Here is a 16,313-nt window from a genome sequence, read left to right on the forward strand (position 1 = left end):
AATTTTTACTCCTCAAAGCTGAATGGCGGGGAAGTCAGCTATAATCTCTATAATATGGAGGCAGTAGCAAATTATTGTGAGGAGCAAGCATTATTTTTCCAATCCAAGCATTTAGCAGTGACGGTGGACAAAGGAAAAGTCATTCGAGCAGGAACGGAGGTTTATTATCGGCCAGGAAAGGGAGAGAATGTTATAATTAAAACACCAGGATTTTTTACTGATCAAGATTGAAAAACGGAACGGGTACCTTTAAAACAACTAAGTGCTTAATAATTTGGATAGGATGATTGCAATGGCCGCAGTAAAGGAAATAACTAATCTAATCGAAAATGGACAGCTTGATAAAGCAATGTCTGCTTATAGGGAAATACTTGATCATGGAAAGGACGAAGAGAAATTTCTGCTTTCTGAAGAGCTTTTCCGTTATGGATTTATGGAAGAAACAGAGGCTTTGATGGAAAGTTTAGTAAAAAATTATCCTGATGAGGGAGAACTCCTTGTTCTGTTAGCAGAAACAAGAATAGAACTCGGCAAAGAAGAAGAGGCTATGCTTGCTCTTGAAAAGGTGGAAAAGGATGACCCGGCTTTTCCTCAGGCTCTGCTCTTGTTGGCTGATTTATATCAGATGGAAGGTCTCTATGAAGTGAGCGAAAACAAGTTGCTCGAAGCAAAAAGATTGTTGCCAGATGAAACGGTGATTGATTTTGCTTTAGGTGAACTTTACGCTCATCAAGGAAGGCTTGCAGAAGCGATTTCGCATTATGAAACGGTCCTAAAAATACAAGAAGAAATCGGCGGAGTAAACATCAATCAGCGGCTGGCGGACACGTTAAGCGCCGGAGGATCCTTTGAAGAAGCGCTGCATTTTTACGATATCGCCTTGGAACAGAAGCTGGAAATCAATACTTTATTCGGCTATGCTTTTACAGCATTGCAGGCTGGTTTTAATAAAACAGCCATCGAAAAATTTGAGGAATTGAAGACATTCGACCCGGAATATCACTCACTTTACCTCCATCTGGCCAAGGCCTATGAACGGGAAGGAATGGTTGAGGAAGCGTTTGAGGCTGTCAAGCAGGGCGTTGAGCAGGATGAATACAATAAAGAGCTATACTTTTTTGGTGGCAAGCTCGCTCTTAAGCTTCCGGATGAGGAGACTGCAGAAAAGATGATTCGTGAGGCGATTGCGCTTGATCCAGGGTTCATGGAAGGAATGCTTGTGCTGAACAAACTTTTATTGAAGCAAGAGCGGTATGAGGATGTTTTGGAGCTAATTAGTATTGTGGATTACAATGAAGACGAGGAACCGCAAATTCTCTGGGATGCAGCAATCGCCTATCAGCATAAGGAAGAATATTCACAGGCATTAAACAAATACCAACTAGCATATACTTTCTTTAAAGACGACAAAGAATTTTTGTCAGACTACGGATATTTTTTAATTGAAGAAGGAAAAATGGATGTCGCTGCCGAAATTCTAAGTATGTTAGTTGAAAAGGAACCAGGCAATGAAGAATTCCGTGAAATGCTGGAGCGTTTGACGGAAAATCAGTAACCGAAAATATTTGAGTTATGCAGAGGAGGGATTCAAAAATGACAACCCCTGTATCTGTCAACGAGAAAAAGGATTTTATCCGCTGGTTTTTGAACCATTATCAGCTGAAAAAGCGGGAATGTGTTTGGATCCTTAACTACTTGATGAGCCATGATCAGCTGATGGAAAAGGTACACTTTGTGGATAATATCGAGCATTGTCCAAGGGGATTAGTAATGTCCACCCATTGCGTGGATGAGGTGCCTTTCCGGTTCTTCAAGGCTAATGTTATGACCACAGATGCTGAGAAGTCTTTTCATGATATTCGTTTGAACCGGGAAGAAGAAATTTATATTCAATTAAATTTCCATGCTTCAAACAAAGCCCATCAGTTTGCGGCCGTTCTGGAAGAAAATCCATATATGCCAGGACAGATCCAAATCAGTGAAAGCGATAAATTGGTGGCAGAAAGATTTCTTGAGGAAAGCATCCATCATTTCCAAAGAGACAAATTGTTGTCCCTGATTGACCAGGCATTGGACAGTCAGGACCAGGAAGCCTTCGAACGCCTTACAGAGCAACTAAAAAAATTAAGTGCAGTTAACTCTTTATAGCTTGCTAAAACGCAGGCTTTTTATTTTGCCTGGTTTAACCTGGTCCCGTTTTATGACTGCAATTCCATATACCTATAGTTTAGACTGTGAAAAAAATTTCCCATCCTTAAACTCAGTTTAAAGATGATATGATAGAATGGAGGTATAAAGTACATAATGGAGAGCTTATGCATACAGTTCAAGTCTAATGGAAAGATGGAGTTGATGTGTTATGAGATGGGTGGCAGCAGATGTTGAGATGTTTCAAAAGGCTGCTGAGTACGTAGATACGGTAATCGTCCCGCTTTTGCCGGTATCGTTTGACGCCGAGATGAAACAACATGCTTCTATGGCTGAGTTCACAGGGCTGCTAACGACTCAGCTGGAAAAGCAGTTTAGAGGACGAATCTTCCTTTTTCCTGGTTTTGTGTACATGAAGGATGAAGTGGACAGCTTAATTGCTTTGAATCATTGGGAAAATACCCTGCTGGAAAAGCAGTTTCACCACATTTTTTATGTTACGTCTGACAGCAGCTGGAGGCAGCGGGAAAAAGACTTGAAAGGAAACGTCCTATGGATTCCTTCCTTGTCTCTGGATCAGATGCAGGACGAGCAAAAGAGAACGATCGTCGAAGAACAAGTAAAGCAATTATTACCTTTATTCATTGAGCTATGGAATGAAAAATAATCAACTGTTATTTTTATCACTGAAAAAAATGTTTTCAACATAGTATTATATTGATTTTGTAATGAGATTGATATATCATGGTTATGTCCTAGTAGTAAAATGTGTTTAAAATATGTTTAAATTATGTCCGTTTGGGACTTAACTTGGGAATAAAGGGGGGAATAGGGTGAGTAAGCATCGTGTTTCAAGACGTCAATTCTTAAGCTATACACTAACTGGTGTAGGCGGTTTCATGGCTGCAGGGATGCTGATGCCAATGGTTCGTTTTGCCGTCGATCCTGTGCTAAAAGGGGAAGACACAGGAGATTTTATCGCAACTCCATTGAAGACCACAGATATTAATACTGAACCGCAAAAAGTTAACTTTAAATTCAAACAAAAAGATGCTTGGTATGAATCAGAAGAAACAGGAACAGCATGGGTTTTCAAAAATGAAGCTGGGGAAATCGTTGCTTTGTCGCCGGTGTGTAAACACCTCGGTTGTATAGTAGACTGGGGGACGGACAAGGAACATCCTGAACAATTCTTCTGTCCTTGCCACTACGGCCGTTATGAAAAAGATGGAACAAATGTTCCGGGTACACCGCCATTAGCACCATTGGATGTATATCCAACGAAAGAAAAAGATGGATTCCTTTATGTAGGAAAAGCCGAACCACGAAAGGGGGCGTAATCTTTGTTAAACAAAATTTACGATTGGGTAGATGAAAGATTGGATATTACGCCTTTGTGGCGCGACATCGCGGATCATGAAGTTCCAGAACACGTTAATCCGGCGCATCATTTTTCTGCGTTCGTGTACTGCTTTGGTGGTTTGACGTTTTTTATTACTGTCATTCAGATTCTTTCCGGAATGTTCCTGACTATGTATTATGTGCCGGACATAAAGAATGCCTGGGAATCTGTATATTATCTTCAAAATCAAGTAGCGTTTGGGCAAATCGTCCGTGGCATGCATCACTGGGGAGCAAGCCTTGTTATTGTGATGATGTTCTTACATACTCTTCGTGTGTTTTTCCAGGGTGCTTATAAGAAACCACGTGAATTGAACTGGGTTGTCGGAGTTCTGATTTTCTTTGTTATGCTAGGTCTTGGCTTGACAGGCTATCTGCTTCCTTGGGATATGAAAGCATTATTCGCAACCAAGGTTACATTACAAATTGCAGAGGCTGTCCCATTGATTGGGCCTTACATTAAAATATTACTTTCCGGCCATTCAACAATCGTTGGTGCCCAAACATTGACACGTTTTTTTGCAATCCACGTATTCTTCCTGCCTGCTGCACTTTTAGGCTTAATGGGAGCACACTTCTTAATGATTCGGAAGCAAGGTATTTCTGGTCCATTGTAAAAACTTGAAAAAATTACGTTGCGCGAAATAAGATTCGTTCAACGATACGGAAAAAGGAGGGGATCATTCGATGCATCGTGGAAAAGGGATGAAGTTCGTAGGAGACTCACGTGTTCCTGCAGACCGCAAGCCTAATATTCCGAAAGATTACTCGGAATACCCTGGCAAAACGGAAGCGTTTTGGCCTAACTTCCTATTGAAAGAATGGATGGTTGGTGCTGTTTTCTTAATCGGATACTTGAGCTTGACCATTGCTCACCCGTCTCCGCTAGAAAGGATTGCCGATCCTACAGATACGGCTTATATTCCAATGCCAGACTGGTATTTCTTATTCTTATATCAATTGCTGAAATATTCTTATGCTTCAGGTCCGTATACTGTAATTGGTGCTATGGTTATTCCTGGACTGGCTTTCGGTGCATTACTGTTGGCTCCTTTTATTGACGGCGGCATTGAGCGCCGTCCATCAAAACGCCCGCTTGCGACAGGGTTTATGCTACTGGCAATTGCTTCAGTTTTTTACCTGACTTGGGAATCGGTTGCTACTCATGACTGGGCTGCTGCAGAGAAACAGGGACAGATTGTCGATGTAGAAATCGATAAGAATTCTGATGGTTACAAAATTGCCCAGGCGCAGACTTGTACTTCCTGCCATGGCGGGGAACTTTCCGGCGGAGCTGCAGCACCGAGCCTGCTTGAAACAAAATTAAATGCGGAAGAAATTGCTGATGTCGCCAAGAATGGGCGAGGCAATATGCCTGCAGTTTTTAAAGGGACGGACGAAGAACTTAAGACGCTATCTGAGTTTATCGACGGTCTAAGCAAATAATAGCTAGGAACCTGTAATCACATTTTGCAGGTTCTTTTTTTTCAAATGAGAAAAAAGGAATGGAGTAGTCGAATGATAAAGAAACTTTATCCTTTGCTTGGAAACAGATCGATCCTCTGGCTTTTACTTTGGGTCAATGTGCTAGGAACTGCCTACGGATACTACTGGTATAAATGGCAACTGGTGGACACGCCGCCACGATTCTGGCTTTTTGTGCCTGATAGTCCAACCGCCAGCTTATTTTTTGTATTCGTGCTTGCCGCCTTATTAATGGGGAGAAACTGGCCGCTGATGGAAGCTTTGGCGATCGTCAGCCTCGTAAAATATGGTCTTTGGGCGGTGGCCATGAATTTAATGGTTTACTTCGTCTCTGGACAGCTGGATTGGATTGGGCTAATGTTGATGGCTTCCCATTTTTCGATGGCAGTGGAAGGGGTCCTTTATGCTCCTTTTTATCGGATGAAACCCTGGCATCTGATTGTTGCAGCTGTGGTTGTTTTGCATAATGAAATGATCGATTATGTTTTTATGATGATGCCAAGGTATCATACGCTAGATTTATATATGGACCAGATAGGGTATTTTACTTTTTGGCTTAGTATTTTCTCGATTGCAGTTGGATATTACTTTGGACTAAGGCCGTCCCGCTTCCATCTATCGTTAAAAAGGTCAAGATAACCTCATGGATTTTTGGTATAACCTTGTCCACCCTTTCATACATTTTTAATAGTATTTAGGGGGGGACAGGAATGAAAGCAAAAAAATTACTCATATTATTTGCGGTGCTAATGTGGATTGTGCCGTTTGCAGCATATGCAGAACCAACGTCGCCTGTTGAAGAGCTGGACAATATATCAGACCAAGCTTTGCAAATGGTCAAGCTTCATCGGTATAAAGATGCAAATAGATTGCTGGAGTATTTTTCTGAAGAATTTTTGCTGGTGACAGGAAATGGCCGTCCATTTGCAATGGATGAACTGCGCATCATTACGGTTGCTCATGATGAGGCATTGGAGGCAGTTGCCAATAATGATCTTGGACATGCTGAAAAAATGAATAGGGTGACAAAATTCCGGCTGGTGATTGACGCGATTGTCTCCACCCACCAACCTTTGTGGGCCGAGATGGAAGATCCAATCATGACTGTTTTTAATGATATGAAAACTGCTGCCTATCAAGGGGACAACGATCGTTTTGACAGGAAGCTTAACTCATTTCTTGCATTATACAACGTCATCCACCCTAGCATGAACATTGATATCGACCCGGTAACAATCCAAAAGGTGGATGCAAAAGTAAGTTATATCGACCAGTATCGCCCGCAATTACTCCAAAAGGCCTCGGACAGGAAAGAACTGGAGGCTTTACAAACGGATTTGCAAAATCTGTTTGATGGTTTGACAGAGGATGAAGCAGATCCTTCGCTGTGGTGGGTGATGATATCGACCGGAAGCATCATCATCCTTACATTGTCTTACGTTGGCTGGAGAAAATATATTGGCAATCGCCAGAAAACAAAGGATGTTCAAAACGAACGTAAAAGTTGACAGTTTTTATAAGTATTAATAAAATAATGATAACTGCTAGAATAAAAAAGGAGGTCAAAGATGTATCTTATTTATTTCGCGATTATTATTTTGATCCCGATTTGGGCTCAATTCAAAGTCAAAGGCGCATACAAAAAGTACTCACAAGTGGCTTCCTCATCCCGGATGACAGGAGCGGAAGTCGCCCGAAAAATATTGGATGACAACGGTTTATATAATGTGAGTGTCGAGGAAACAAGAGGGTATTTAAGTGATCACTATGACCCACGGACAAAAGTTGTCCGTCTCTCATCAGATAACTTTGTTGGTCATTCCGTTGCAGCAGCAGCCATTGCTGCCCATGAAGTTGGCCATGCCATGCAGGATGCCGAAGATTATGCATTTCTTCGATTCCGCCATGCGCTAGTTCCGGTAGCAAGCCTTGGTTCTAACTTCTCTTGGGTTTTGATCATGATAGGGATTTTTGCAAACTTGAGTGGAATGCTTCTGCTTGGTATTCTTTTCATGGCGGCGGCTGTTGTCTTCCAGGTAATTACTTTACCAGTTGAATTCAATGCTTCCAACCGTGCGATGGACCAAGTAGTCTCAGCAGGGATTATCCGCAATGATGAAGAAAGAGAAACAAAGAAGGTTTTAAATGCAGCAGCTTTGACTTATGTTGCCGCAGCAGCAGTTGCAGTTCTGGAATTGGTGCGTCTAGTAATGATTTATACTGGAATGACAAGTGAAGACTAAAAAATCCGGACTTTTCCGGATTTTTTTTATCTTTCCAGTGGAAGTTTGTTTTCATCGAGTGTGAAGCCCTCACCTAGAACATCATGGACGACGGTAACAGAAACGAAAGCATGTGGGTCCACTGAGTTAATCACATTCTTAAGGGTGACGATTTCATTTTTCGCAACAACGCAGTAAAGAACATCCCTTTCTGCCTTCGTATAAGAACCAACCGCCTTTAAACTGGTTACTCCGCGGTCCATTTCTTTCATAATGTTCGCAGCGATCTCTTCGTTTTTATCAGAAATGATCATTGCCCCTCTTGCAGCATAGGCCCCTTCCTGCATAAAATCTATTACCCTCGCTCCAACAAATACGACGACGAGCGTGTACATCGCTTCACGATAGTTTAAATAAGTTATAAGTGACAGGGTGATGACAAAAAAGTCGAACATGAACATCGTCCGGCCCATTGTCCAGCCTAAATACTTTTGAGCAAGCCTTGCGATGATATCCACTCCGCCAGTTGTCCCACCGTATCGGAAAATAATTCCAAGTCCGATGCCAATAAAAACCCCAGCAAACAATGCCGCTAAAAACAAATCCTCATACAAAGGCATGTTGATTGTGTATTTTTGGAAAATACTCAAAAATAGCGATACACCGATCGTGCCGATGATCGTGTAAATAAAAATATTTCGTCCAAGAAGTTTCCAGCCGAGGAAGAACAGGGGCAGGTTCAGCAGCAGGTTAGTGATGGAAGGAGACCAGCCATATACGAAATACAATAAGAGTGTGATCCCGGTAAAACCACCTTCTGCAAGGTTGTTCTGCATATTGAAATGGACAAGACCAAACGAAAAAATAGCAGCACCGAGCAAAATGAACAAGATATTTTTGATCTTCAGGCCATTAAGCAAATGAATTCCCTCCTAGTGTCAGGGACAAAACCCCTGACTAAAGCGCTTTTATTATATAAAAAATAGCAAGCAAGGGCAATCTTTTAAAAGGATAGGAAATAAAAATGTTTGTCAAAGCTACTCTGTTGAGCTAACATCGATATAGATAAGCATACATAAAAAGATTGGGTGGGTTTCATGAGTAACAAGACGGTCAAGAAACTCCAGCAGGAAGTGGACGATTATATCAGCCAGTTCAAGGAAGGCTATTTCAGTCCCCTGGCTTTGACGGCACGGATGACGGAGGAGCTTGGTGAACTGGCTCGGGAAGTGAACCATTACTATGGAGAAAAGCCTAAGAAAAAAGCCGAACAGGAAAAAACAATCGAAGAAGAGCTGGGAGACATGTTGTTTGTTATGATTTGCTTTGCCAACTCGCTACATATAGACCTAGAAGAAGCACATAACAAAGTCATGGAAAAATTTAAAACTAGGGATAAAGATCGCTGGACAAGGAAAGACAGCTAAAGGAGAGGGTTTGGATTGGAAAAAGTGAAAATTGTTATTGCAGGTCCACGAGGAAGGATGGGGAAAGAAGCAGTCCATCTCGTCCTTCAGTCTGAAACGTATGCACTTGTCGGAGCAGTTGACCGAAAATATGAAGGATTCAAAGTTGGTGATCTTGACGGTTTTCCAGAAAGTGATGCGATGATCTACACAGATTTCGAGAAATGTCTCCAGGAGACGGAACCGGACGTTCTGATTGATCTTACTACACCGGAAGTCGGCATGTTCCATACTAGAACAGCTCTGAAATACAAAGTCCGTCCTGTAGTTGGTACGACTGGTTTTTCCGATGAGGATCTTGCTGAACTGGAGCAGCTTTGTTCGGAACAGGAAACGGGCTGCATCATTGCACCAAACTTTGCTGTTGGAGCTGTATTGATGATGAAATTTTCTCGAATGGCTGCGAAATACTTCCCTGATGTGGAAATCATTGAACTTCATCATGACCAGAAGCTTGATGCGCCATCTGGAACCGCAGTGAAAACAGCGCAGATGATTGCCGATGTCAGGGAAGCAAAAAGACAGGGACACCAGGACGAAAAAGAAACCTTGCATGGAGCCCGCGGTGCTGATTATCAAGGCATGCATATCCATTCAGTGAGGCTGCCAGGTCTGATTGCCCACCAGCAGGTTATGTTTGGTGCTGATGGACAAACGCTCACAATCCGGCATGATTCCTATCATCGCAGCTCCTTTATGTCTGGTGTAAAACTGGCTGTTGATACTGTAATGAAAATGGATGCTTTTGTTTATGGATTAGAGAATATCATCGAATAGGGGAGAGTTTATGAATATTGCCTTAATCGCTCATGATAAGAAAAAGGATGATTTGGTGGGATTTTCGGTCGCATACAAACATATCTTTGAAAAACATCAATTATTTGCCACTGGAACCACTGGTTTAAGAATCATGGAAGCAACCGGGTTAGAGATTCAAAGATTCCGCTCAGGTCCGCTGGGAGGAGACCAGGAAATCGGCGCCCGGATCGCCAATAATCAAATCGACGCTGTATTTTTTTTCAGAGATCCGCTGACTGCCCAGCCGCATGAACCAGATGTCACAGCCCTCGTCCGTCTTTGTGATGTATATGCCGTTCCTCTTGCAACCAATATGGGAACGGCCGAAATACTGATAAGAGGCATGGAGCGAGGCGATCTTGATTGGAGAAACGTAGTGAAAGAGATATTTGGTGAGAAACATGGAAGCTAGTAAGCTAGATATATTGGCTTTTGGCGCCCATGCAGATGATGTGGAAATCGGCATGGGCGGAACGATTGCCAAATTTGCTGCAAAGGGAAAAATAATTGGCATCTGTGATTTAACAAGAGCAGAAATGTCCTCAAACGGGACTGTAGAGACAAGGATGCAAGAAGCGAAAGAGGCGGCGAATATCCTTGGAGTTCGGGTGAGGGAAACACTTGACATCCCGGATAGGGGCTTGTTTCTTAACGATGAATACATAAAGGAAATCGTTAGAGTGATTAGGCGGTATCGCCCGGAATTGGTCTTTGCACCCTATATTATCGACCGTCATCCTGACCACGGCAGCTGTGCGCGCCTTGTTGAGGAGGCGGTCTTTTCGACAGCGATAAGAAAATATGATGAACAGGCGGGGCTGGATGCTCACCGGCCAAAAGCGATCTATTTCTATATGGTCAATGGTTTTCATAAACCTGATTTCGTTGTAAATGTATCTGAGTTTATGGATAAGAAATTGGATGCCCTCCATGCTTATGAAAGTCAGTTCAGGAAAAACGCTGCTGCTTTTGATACACCGCTTATCAACGGCTATATCGAAACAGTAGAGGCTCGGGAAAGGTTATTTGGCAAGGAAGCAGGTGTGGTTTTTGCTGAGGGCTTTTTGTCGAAAAAGCCGCTGTTGATCGATAACGATTTGTTAGGGGAAGAAAAATGAAGAAACTAAAAATTGGCATCACCTGTTACCCGACAATTGGAGGTTCTGGCGTTGTCGCAACAGAGCTTGGAAAGCTGCTGGCAGAAAGAGGCCATGAAATTCATTTCATTTCCTCCAGTCTTCCTTTCCGGTTGACAAAAATGTACCGTAATATTTATTCTCATGAAGTAGAGGTCAATCAATACTCTGTGTTTCAATACCCTCCCTATGATATTGCTCTGGCTAGCAAAATGGCTGAGGTTGCTGTTCTGGAGAATTTAGATGTTCTTCATGTACATTACGCTATCCCACACGCCGTATGTGCGATTCTCGCACGTCAGATGAGCGGAAGGGATTTAAAAATCGTTACTACCCTACACGGAACCGATATTACCGTCCTTGGATATGATCCATCTATGACGGATGCGATTCGATTCGGAATTGAAAAGTCAGACTATGTGACGGCTGTGTCTGCTTCATTGATCAAACAAACCTATGAATTAATCAAACCAAAGAAAGAAATTGACTGTGTGTACAATTTTATCGATACTCGGGTGAACAAACGAGTAGATTCTTCAGACCTCAGGGGTGAGCTTGGCATCCTCCCTGATGAAAAAGTTATCATCCACGTTTCCAACTTCCGGCCAGTTAAAAGAGCGCTCGATGTCATCAGAGTGTTTGCGGGGATAGCCGAGAAGCTTCCGGCAAAGCTGCTGCTTGTCGGAGATGGACCTGAAATCAAGGGAGTATGCAGCCTCGCCAGCGAGCTGGGTATTCGAGAGAAAGTATTGCTGCTTGGGAAACAGGAAAGAGTGGAGGAGCTTTACTCATTGAGTGACTTAATGCTTCTTTTGTCCGAAAAAGAAAGCTTTGGACTCGTGGCGCTTGAGGCCATGGCATGTGGCGTACCTTGCATTGGAACGAATGTCGGAGGGATTCCGGAGGTAATTGTTGATGGGCAAACTGGTTATATATGTGACCTAGGAAATATAGCAGAAATCACCGAAAAGGCGCTACATATCCTTATGAACCGTAGCGTCCATGACCATTTTGCACTGAACTCTTTGCACCGGGCAGAGACGAACTTTGGCGCCGAACAAATTGTTTCGGTATACGAAAACATTTATTACAGCCTGCTGGAGAATGATGAAGATGCTTCCTAATCTATTTAAAGAGGCGGCACCTGTCCTTGAATTGATTGAAAATGCCGGTTATGAAGCTTATTTTGTAGGGGGATCTGTCAGGGACCACCTTCTTGGCCGGTCAATTGCTGATGTAGACATTGCTACGTCTGCTTTGCCAGAGGAATTGAAGCGGATTTTCAGCAAGACCGTTGACGTCGGGATTGAGCATGGCACCATCTTAGTCCATCACGGCAGAAACCATTATGAAGTGACCACTTTTCGGTCTGAAACAGGCTATTCTGATTTCCGAAGACCTGATAGCGTTACCTTTATCCGCTCGCTAAAGGAGGATCTCCAACGCCGTGATTTTACCATGAATGCGATTGCCATGGATCGAACAGGTCAAATCATCGATCCATTCGGAGGAAGGGATGCGATCGACCAAAGGATCATTGTTACTGTTGGCGATCCAGATGCGCGGTTTGGCGAAGATGCGTTAAGGATGCTTAGGGCAGTCAGGTTCCTATCCCAATTATCCTTTTCCATCGAGCAGCACACTTTTGAATCGCTAGCGGCAAATAGTCAGAGGCTCGAGAACATAGCTGCCGAACGAAAATTAAGTGAATTTGAAAAATTGCTGCTCGGACCCCGAAGGCAAGAGGCGATCCAACTCCTTTCTAAAAGTGGTATGTCTCGGTATTTGCCTGGTTTAAATGAAAAAAATAGGCAATTAATAAGCTTCTCCTCCCATTTGACATCAGATCTTGACCTTGCGGAGATATGGGTATTGCTCCTGTTTGAATTAGGGCTGTCAGGAAAAGAAGTCGACAATTTCTTGAGGGAATGGAAGCATTCTGTCCAGAAGATCAAGAGGTATAAGCAAATCCACTCGATGCTTTTACATCGTTTCGAATACCAATGGAATCTGGAATCCGTTTATAAGGCAGGACTCGATGTCGCCATCAGCGCGGAAAAAGTATTCGGTTCTCTACGGCAAGATGAATGCAGTCTGGAAGTGGTTATTCAATTATACGACTTACTGCCAATCTACAATCGCCGGCAATTAGCTGTTTCCGGGAATGATGTGATGACATGGATGACTAAACAGCCTGGCCCGTGGCTAAGCGAAACAATGGCTGAAATCGAACGAGCAGTAATCTTTGGCAAAGTGCCAAATGAAAAGGAGAAACTAAAGGAATGGCTGAACGCGTTCAATCGGGAATCCGAAAAAAATTGATCGAGGCTTTTACCAATAACGAAAATGAATACTTATCAGGACAAAAGTTGGCAGATATAGCCGGATGTTCCAGAACAGCAATATGGAAACAAATAGAAGAACTCCGCAAAGAAGGCTTTCAGTTTCAGGCTGTCAGGAGAAAAGGCTACAAGATTGTCTCCATCCCAACCGCAATGACGGCGGATAAAATCACTCTCGGCTTAAAGACAGAAATCTTTGGAAGGAATCTGTACTATTATGACAGCGTGGAGTCGACTCAAAAAATTGCCTCTAAACTTGCTAATGAAGCTGCCGAAGAAGGAACAGTGGTCATTTCAGAAGAACAAACTGCTGGCAGAGGAAGAATGGACCGTAAATGGCATTCACCAAAACACACTGGAATCTGGATGAGCATTCTGCTTCGTCCAAAAATTCCAATCTCGAAAGCACCACAATTGACACTGATTACTGCGGTGGGTGTCGTACAGGCCATCGAAGAAGCAACCGAATTGTTGCCTCAAATAAAATGGCCAAACGATATTATGGTAAACGGGAAAAAAATAACAGGAATTCTGACCGAATTGCAAGCGGAGGCAGACAGCATCCATTCAGTGATTATCGGCATTGGCATGAATGTCAATACTCTGGAAGCAGATTTCCCTGAAGAAATTCGGCGAACCGCTTCTTCGCTTTCCATAGAAGCAGGTAGGACAATAGGCAGGGAAGAATTGATCAGGACAATTCTTGAAAAATTGGAAAAGCTATACTTGCTTTATTTAACAAAAGGTTTTTTACCGATAAAATTAATGTGGGAAAGTTATGCCATCAGTATTGGTAAACAGATCATTGCCCGCACGATAACGGGGGAAATAAGCGGGAAAACCATTGGAATCACGGAAGATGGTGTTCTCTTAATCGAAGATTCTGCTGGTGTCATCCACCATATCTATTCTGCAGATATTAAAATGAATGAATAATTCCATAATGTAGCCAAAAAAACAGTCATTTGCTATAATCAATTTGGGCGGTATCGAGAGAACTGCACCTTTAGTAGGCATATAAAAAAATAGTTCTGCCTGGATCCGAAATCGGACTGGGACGGAGGGATGAAACACATGCAGGCTTCAAAAGATCCTTCTGGCATAGTTGGGTCTTTTTTTAGTGTCATGCATGCATGAATGGATTGTTTTATCTCCTCTTTAGAAAAGGAGGAAAGGAAATGAAACAAACAACTGATTTCTGGAAAATGAAACAAAGCGGAAACAAAATTGTGATGGTAACTGCCTATGACTTCCCTTCAGCAAAACATGCCGAACAAGCTGAAGCTGATATGATTCTCGTTGGAGATTCCTTGGGCATGGTCGTGCTGGGGTATGATTCCACCATTCCAGTAACAATGGATGATATGGTCCACCATTCAAAAGCCGTTCGGCGCGGAGCAGGCAATACATTTATTGTCGTCGATTTGCCATTTATGAGCTATCATCTGTCAATCAAAGACACCTTATTAAATGGTGCCAGAGTCATGCAAGAGACAGGGGCTAATGCCGTTAAGGTAGAGGGTGCTGATGAGGTCATTGATCATATCCGTGCACTTACAAAGGCAGGAATACCGGTAGTTGCACATCTTGGCCTGACCCCGCAATCTGTTGGTGTACTTGGCGGGTATAAAGTCCAGGGCAAAAGTGCAGACGAAGCCAAAAAGCTGATAAACGATGCAAAAAAATGTGAAGAAGCCGGTGCTTTTGCCATTGTACTCGAATGTGTTCCAAAGCAGCTTGCTGAACAAATCAGCAAAGATCTTACCATTCCGACCATAGGTATTGGAGCAGGTGCAGCAGTAGACGGACAAGTACTTGTTTACCATGATATCATCACATATGGAGTGGATCGTGTCCCGAAATTTGTGAAACAATATACGAATGTGAATGAGCAAATTACAGCAGGTCTCAGTTCCTATGTTTCCGAAGTGAGGCGTAAAGAATTCCCAGAAGACAAGCATACATTCACGATGAAGGAAGAAGAATTGCAGGCATTGTACGGGGGAAGAGAATGAAAATTATTAGGACGATTACAGAAATGCAACAACAAATGCAAACATTAAAAGCTGAAGGCAATAGCATTGGCTTCGTACCAACGATGGGATTCCTGCATGAAGGACATATTTCCTTGATGAAAAAAGCACGCCAGGATAATGAAATTGTTGTCCTAAGTATATTCGTGAATCCCCTCCAATTTGGCCCTGCTGAGGATCTCGATGCATATCCGCGTGATTTTGATCGTGATCATAGGATTGCCGAAATGGAAGGGGTAGATTATATTTTCTATCCTACAGCAGAGGAAATGTATCCGAAGAATGCCTCGCTGAAAGTATCCGTAATTGAAAGAACGAATGTCCTTTGCGGCAAATCGAGGCCTGGGCATTTTGATGGGGTTGCAACGGTTTTGATTAAGCTTTTCAACATCGTTCAGCCTGCAAGGGCTTATTTTGGGCTGAAGGATGCCCAACAGGTCGCGGTGATTGAAGGCTTGGTCGCAGATTTTAATTTCCCTATTGAATTGATTTCGCTCGAAATAGTCAGGGAAGAGGATGGCCTTGCCAAAAGTTCTCGAAATGTCTATTTAAATAAACAAGAAAGAAAACAGGCGCCAGAGCTCTTCAAAAGTCTTCTTTTGGCAAAAGCTGCGCTCGAAAGCGGTGAGCGGAGTTCAGCAAGGCTAATCGAAATAATAAAGAAGCATATTAACGATAATACCGCCGGAGTAGTCGATTATATTGAAATCTATTCTTATCCTGAGCTGCAATCGCTTGAAAAAGTAACTGGCAGGATGATCATCGCCTTGGCAGTCAAGTTTTCGAAAGCCAGATTGATCGACAATATTATTTTAGATGTAGAAAAACTTTAGGAGGTATATTCCATGTTCCGCACCATGATGAACGGCAAAATCCATCGGGCAAGAGTTACGGAGGCAAATTTGAATTATGTAGGCAGCATCACCATCGACAGTGAGATACTGGACGCTGTCGGGATGGTTCCAAACGAAAAGGTACAAATCGTGAACAATAATAATGGCGCCCGTTTTGAAACGTATATTATTGCAGGAGAAAGAGGCAGCAGGGTGGTTTGCCTAAATGGTGCGGCAGCTCGTTTAGTTCAGGAAGGCGATGTTGTGATCATCATTTCCTATGCGCTCATTTCTGAGGAGAAAGTGGCGACCCATCAGCCGAAAGTTGCATTGATGGACGAAAACAACCATATCGTTGAATTGATCCATGCAGAACCCGAAAAAACAGTATTTTTATAAGGGAAAAAACTCCCGATCACCGGGAGTTTTTTCTCATATTAGACGGTGCA

20 protein-coding genes and 1 pseudogene are annotated in these 16,313 nt (G+C 42.8%); 20 read left to right on the forward strand and 1 reads right to left on the reverse strand.

Features of this window, described 5'->3' with window-relative positions:
- From UB32_RS20110 to UB32_RS17245, 10 genes and pseudogenes are all read left to right on the forward strand, one after another.
- Nucleotides 1-231 (forward strand): annotated as a pseudogene (locus UB32_RS20110) (hypothetical protein); the annotation flags it as partial.
- Nucleotides 232-292: 61 nt separating this feature from the next.
- Nucleotides 293-1,555 (forward strand): tetratricopeptide repeat protein, encoded by a 1,263-nt coding sequence (locus UB32_RS17205; RefSeq protein WP_044396083.1) that lies wholly within the window; start codon nucleotides 293-295, stop codon nucleotides 1,553-1,555.
- Between the two features lie 38 nt (nucleotides 1,556-1,593).
- Nucleotides 1,594-2,148, forward strand: coding sequence for a ReoY family proteolytic degradation factor (locus UB32_RS17210; RefSeq protein ID WP_044396085.1), 555 nt, complete (start codon nucleotides 1,594-1,596; stop codon nucleotides 2,146-2,148).
- Nucleotides 2,149-2,359: 211 nt separating this feature from the next.
- Nucleotides 2,360-2,815 (forward strand): YpiF family protein, encoded by a 456-nt coding sequence (locus tag UB32_RS17215; protein ID WP_044396087.1) that lies wholly within the window; start codon nucleotides 2,360-2,362, stop codon nucleotides 2,813-2,815.
- A gap of 166 nt (nucleotides 2,816-2,981) precedes the next feature.
- The gene (locus tag UB32_RS17220; RefSeq protein ID WP_044396089.1) at nucleotides 2,982-3,488 is read left to right on the forward strand and encodes a ubiquinol-cytochrome c reductase iron-sulfur subunit; all 507 of its coding nucleotides are present in this window, start codon (nucleotides 2,982-2,984) and stop codon (nucleotides 3,486-3,488) included.
- Between the two features lie 3 nt (nucleotides 3,489-3,491).
- The gene (gene qcrB, locus UB32_RS17225) at nucleotides 3,492-4,166 is read left to right on the forward strand and encodes a menaquinol-cytochrome c reductase cytochrome b subunit (RefSeq protein WP_044396091.1); all 675 of its coding nucleotides are present in this window, start codon (nucleotides 3,492-3,494) and stop codon (nucleotides 4,164-4,166) included.
- A 70-nt stretch (nucleotides 4,167-4,236) separates the two neighbouring features.
- Nucleotides 4,237-4,995, forward strand: coding sequence for a menaquinol-cytochrome c reductase cytochrome b/c subunit (locus UB32_RS17230; RefSeq protein ID WP_044396093.1), 759 nt, complete (start codon nucleotides 4,237-4,239; stop codon nucleotides 4,993-4,995).
- A 75-nt stretch (nucleotides 4,996-5,070) separates the two neighbouring features.
- Nucleotides 5,071-5,673, forward strand: a complete 603-nt coding sequence (locus UB32_RS17235) for a DUF1405 domain-containing protein (protein WP_044396135.1) — start codon at nucleotides 5,071-5,073, stop codon at nucleotides 5,671-5,673.
- Nucleotides 5,674-5,744: 71 nt separating this feature from the next.
- The gene (gene ypjB / locus UB32_RS17240; RefSeq protein WP_044396095.1) at nucleotides 5,745-6,542 is read left to right on the forward strand and encodes a sporulation protein YpjB; all 798 of its coding nucleotides are present in this window, start codon (nucleotides 5,745-5,747) and stop codon (nucleotides 6,540-6,542) included.
- A 60-nt stretch (nucleotides 6,543-6,602) separates the two neighbouring features.
- Complete coding sequence (locus UB32_RS17245) at nucleotides 6,603-7,277, forward strand: zinc metallopeptidase (RefSeq protein ID WP_044396097.1); 675 nt, start codon at nucleotides 6,603-6,605, stop codon at nucleotides 7,275-7,277.
- A 26-nt stretch (nucleotides 7,278-7,303) separates the two neighbouring features.
- On the opposite strand, the gene UB32_RS17250 is transcribed toward UB32_RS17245, so the two are convergent.
- Nucleotides 7,304-8,176, reverse strand: coding sequence for a YitT family protein (locus UB32_RS17250; RefSeq protein WP_128721582.1), 873 nt, complete (start codon nucleotides 8,174-8,176; stop codon nucleotides 7,304-7,306).
- A gap of 177 nt (nucleotides 8,177-8,353) precedes the next feature.
- Here UB32_RS17250 and UB32_RS17255 point away from each other — a divergent pair, with 177 nt between their 5' ends.
- The 10 genes from UB32_RS17255 (at nucleotide 8,354) to panD (ending at nucleotide 16,263) form a co-directional block, all read left to right on the forward strand.
- On the forward strand, nucleotides 8,354-8,683 hold the full coding sequence (locus UB32_RS17255) for a nucleotide pyrophosphohydrolase (RefSeq protein ID WP_044396101.1): 330 nt from the start codon (nucleotides 8,354-8,356) through the stop codon (nucleotides 8,681-8,683).
- A 15-nt stretch (nucleotides 8,684-8,698) separates the two neighbouring features.
- Complete coding sequence (gene dapB / locus UB32_RS17260; RefSeq protein ID WP_044396103.1) at nucleotides 8,699-9,499, forward strand: 4-hydroxy-tetrahydrodipicolinate reductase; 801 nt, start codon at nucleotides 8,699-8,701, stop codon at nucleotides 9,497-9,499.
- A gap of 10 nt (nucleotides 9,500-9,509) precedes the next feature.
- The gene (mgsA, locus tag UB32_RS17265; protein WP_044396105.1) at nucleotides 9,510-9,932 is read left to right on the forward strand and encodes a methylglyoxal synthase; all 423 of its coding nucleotides are present in this window, start codon (nucleotides 9,510-9,512) and stop codon (nucleotides 9,930-9,932) included.
- Nucleotides 9,922-10,638 carry a bacillithiol biosynthesis deacetylase BshB1 gene (gene bshB1, locus UB32_RS17270; protein WP_044396107.1) on the forward strand — a complete coding sequence of 239 codons (717 nt, stop codon included), beginning with the start codon at nucleotides 9,922-9,924 and terminating at the stop codon, nucleotides 10,636-10,638. Before mgsA ends, bshB1 begins: the two co-directional genes overlap by 11 nt.
- Nucleotides 10,635-11,780, forward strand: coding sequence for an N-acetyl-alpha-D-glucosaminyl L-malate synthase BshA (gene bshA / locus UB32_RS17275; RefSeq protein WP_044396109.1), 1,146 nt, complete (start codon nucleotides 10,635-10,637; stop codon nucleotides 11,778-11,780). Before bshB1 ends, bshA begins: the two co-directional genes overlap by 4 nt.
- Nucleotides 11,761-12,978: a CCA tRNA nucleotidyltransferase gene (locus UB32_RS17280; protein WP_052807098.1), complete on the forward strand. Its 1,218-nt coding sequence runs from the start codon at nucleotides 11,761-11,763 to the stop codon at nucleotides 12,976-12,978. The genes bshA and UB32_RS17280 overlap by 20 nt, the downstream gene beginning before the upstream one ends.
- Nucleotides 12,939-13,934, forward strand: a complete 996-nt coding sequence (locus UB32_RS17285; RefSeq protein WP_044396113.1) for a biotin--[acetyl-CoA-carboxylase] ligase — start codon at nucleotides 12,939-12,941, stop codon at nucleotides 13,932-13,934. Before UB32_RS17280 ends, UB32_RS17285 begins: the two co-directional genes overlap by 40 nt.
- A gap of 242 nt (nucleotides 13,935-14,176) precedes the next feature.
- Complete coding sequence (gene panB, locus UB32_RS17290) at nucleotides 14,177-15,013, forward strand: 3-methyl-2-oxobutanoate hydroxymethyltransferase (RefSeq protein ID WP_044396115.1); 837 nt, start codon at nucleotides 14,177-14,179, stop codon at nucleotides 15,011-15,013.
- Nucleotides 15,010-15,864 (forward strand): pantoate--beta-alanine ligase, encoded by an 855-nt coding sequence (gene panC, locus UB32_RS17295; RefSeq protein WP_044396117.1) that lies wholly within the window; start codon nucleotides 15,010-15,012, stop codon nucleotides 15,862-15,864. Before panB ends, panC begins: the two co-directional genes overlap by 4 nt.
- A gap of 12 nt (nucleotides 15,865-15,876) precedes the next feature.
- On the forward strand, nucleotides 15,877-16,263 hold the full coding sequence (gene panD, locus UB32_RS17300) for an aspartate 1-decarboxylase (RefSeq protein WP_044396120.1): 387 nt from the start codon (nucleotides 15,877-15,879) through the stop codon (nucleotides 16,261-16,263).
- Nucleotides 16,264-16,313 lie beyond the last annotated feature (50 nt).

The organism is Mesobacillus subterraneus, from assembly GCF_000934845.1.
Classification (GTDB): domain Bacteria; phylum Bacillota; class Bacilli; order Bacillales; family Cytobacillaceae; genus Mesobacillus; species Mesobacillus stamsii.

Excerpts from the sequence above, each read along its gene's own strand:
- UB32_RS17210 (WP_044396085.1), top strand. The coding sequence starts at position 1,594 with ATGACAACCCCTGTATCTGTCAACGAGAAAAAGGATTTTATCCGCTGG.
- UB32_RS17205 (WP_044396083.1), top strand. The coding sequence starts at position 293 with ATGGCCGCAGTAAAGGAAATAACTAATCTAATCGAAAATGGACAGCTT.
- bshA (WP_044396109.1), top strand. The coding sequence starts at position 10,635 with ATGAAGAAACTAAAAATTGGCATCACCTGTTACCCGACAATTGGAGGT.
- mgsA (WP_044396105.1), top strand. The coding sequence starts at position 9,510 with ATGAATATTGCCTTAATCGCTCATGATAAGAAAAAGGATGATTTGGTG.
- panC (WP_044396117.1), top strand. The coding sequence starts at position 15,010 with ATGAAAATTATTAGGACGATTACAGAAATGCAACAACAAATGCAAACA.
- ypjB (WP_044396095.1), top strand. The coding sequence starts at position 5,745 with ATGAAAGCAAAAAAATTACTCATATTATTTGCGGTGCTAATGTGGATT.
- UB32_RS17215 (WP_044396087.1), top strand. The coding sequence starts at position 2,360 with ATGAGATGGGTGGCAGCAGATGTTGAGATGTTTCAAAAGGCTGCTGAG.
- bshB1 (WP_044396107.1), top strand. The coding sequence starts at position 9,922 with ATGGAAGCTAGTAAGCTAGATATATTGGCTTTTGGCGCCCATGCAGAT.
- UB32_RS17230 (WP_044396093.1), top strand. The coding sequence starts at position 4,237 with ATGCATCGTGGAAAAGGGATGAAGTTCGTAGGAGACTCACGTGTTCCT.
- panD (WP_044396120.1), top strand. The coding sequence starts at position 15,877 with ATGTTCCGCACCATGATGAACGGCAAAATCCATCGGGCAAGAGTTACG.
- panB (WP_044396115.1), top strand. The coding sequence starts at position 14,177 with ATGAAACAAACAACTGATTTCTGGAAAATGAAACAAAGCGGAAACAAA.
- UB32_RS17280 (WP_052807098.1), top strand. The coding sequence starts at position 11,761 with ATGATGAAGATGCTTCCTAATCTATTTAAAGAGGCGGCACCTGTCCTT.
- UB32_RS17285 (WP_044396113.1), top strand. The coding sequence starts at position 12,939 with ATGGCTGAACGCGTTCAATCGGGAATCCGAAAAAAATTGATCGAGGCT.
- UB32_RS17255 (WP_044396101.1), top strand. The coding sequence starts at position 8,354 with ATGAGTAACAAGACGGTCAAGAAACTCCAGCAGGAAGTGGACGATTAT.
- UB32_RS17245 (WP_044396097.1), top strand. The coding sequence starts at position 6,603 with ATGTATCTTATTTATTTCGCGATTATTATTTTGATCCCGATTTGGGCT.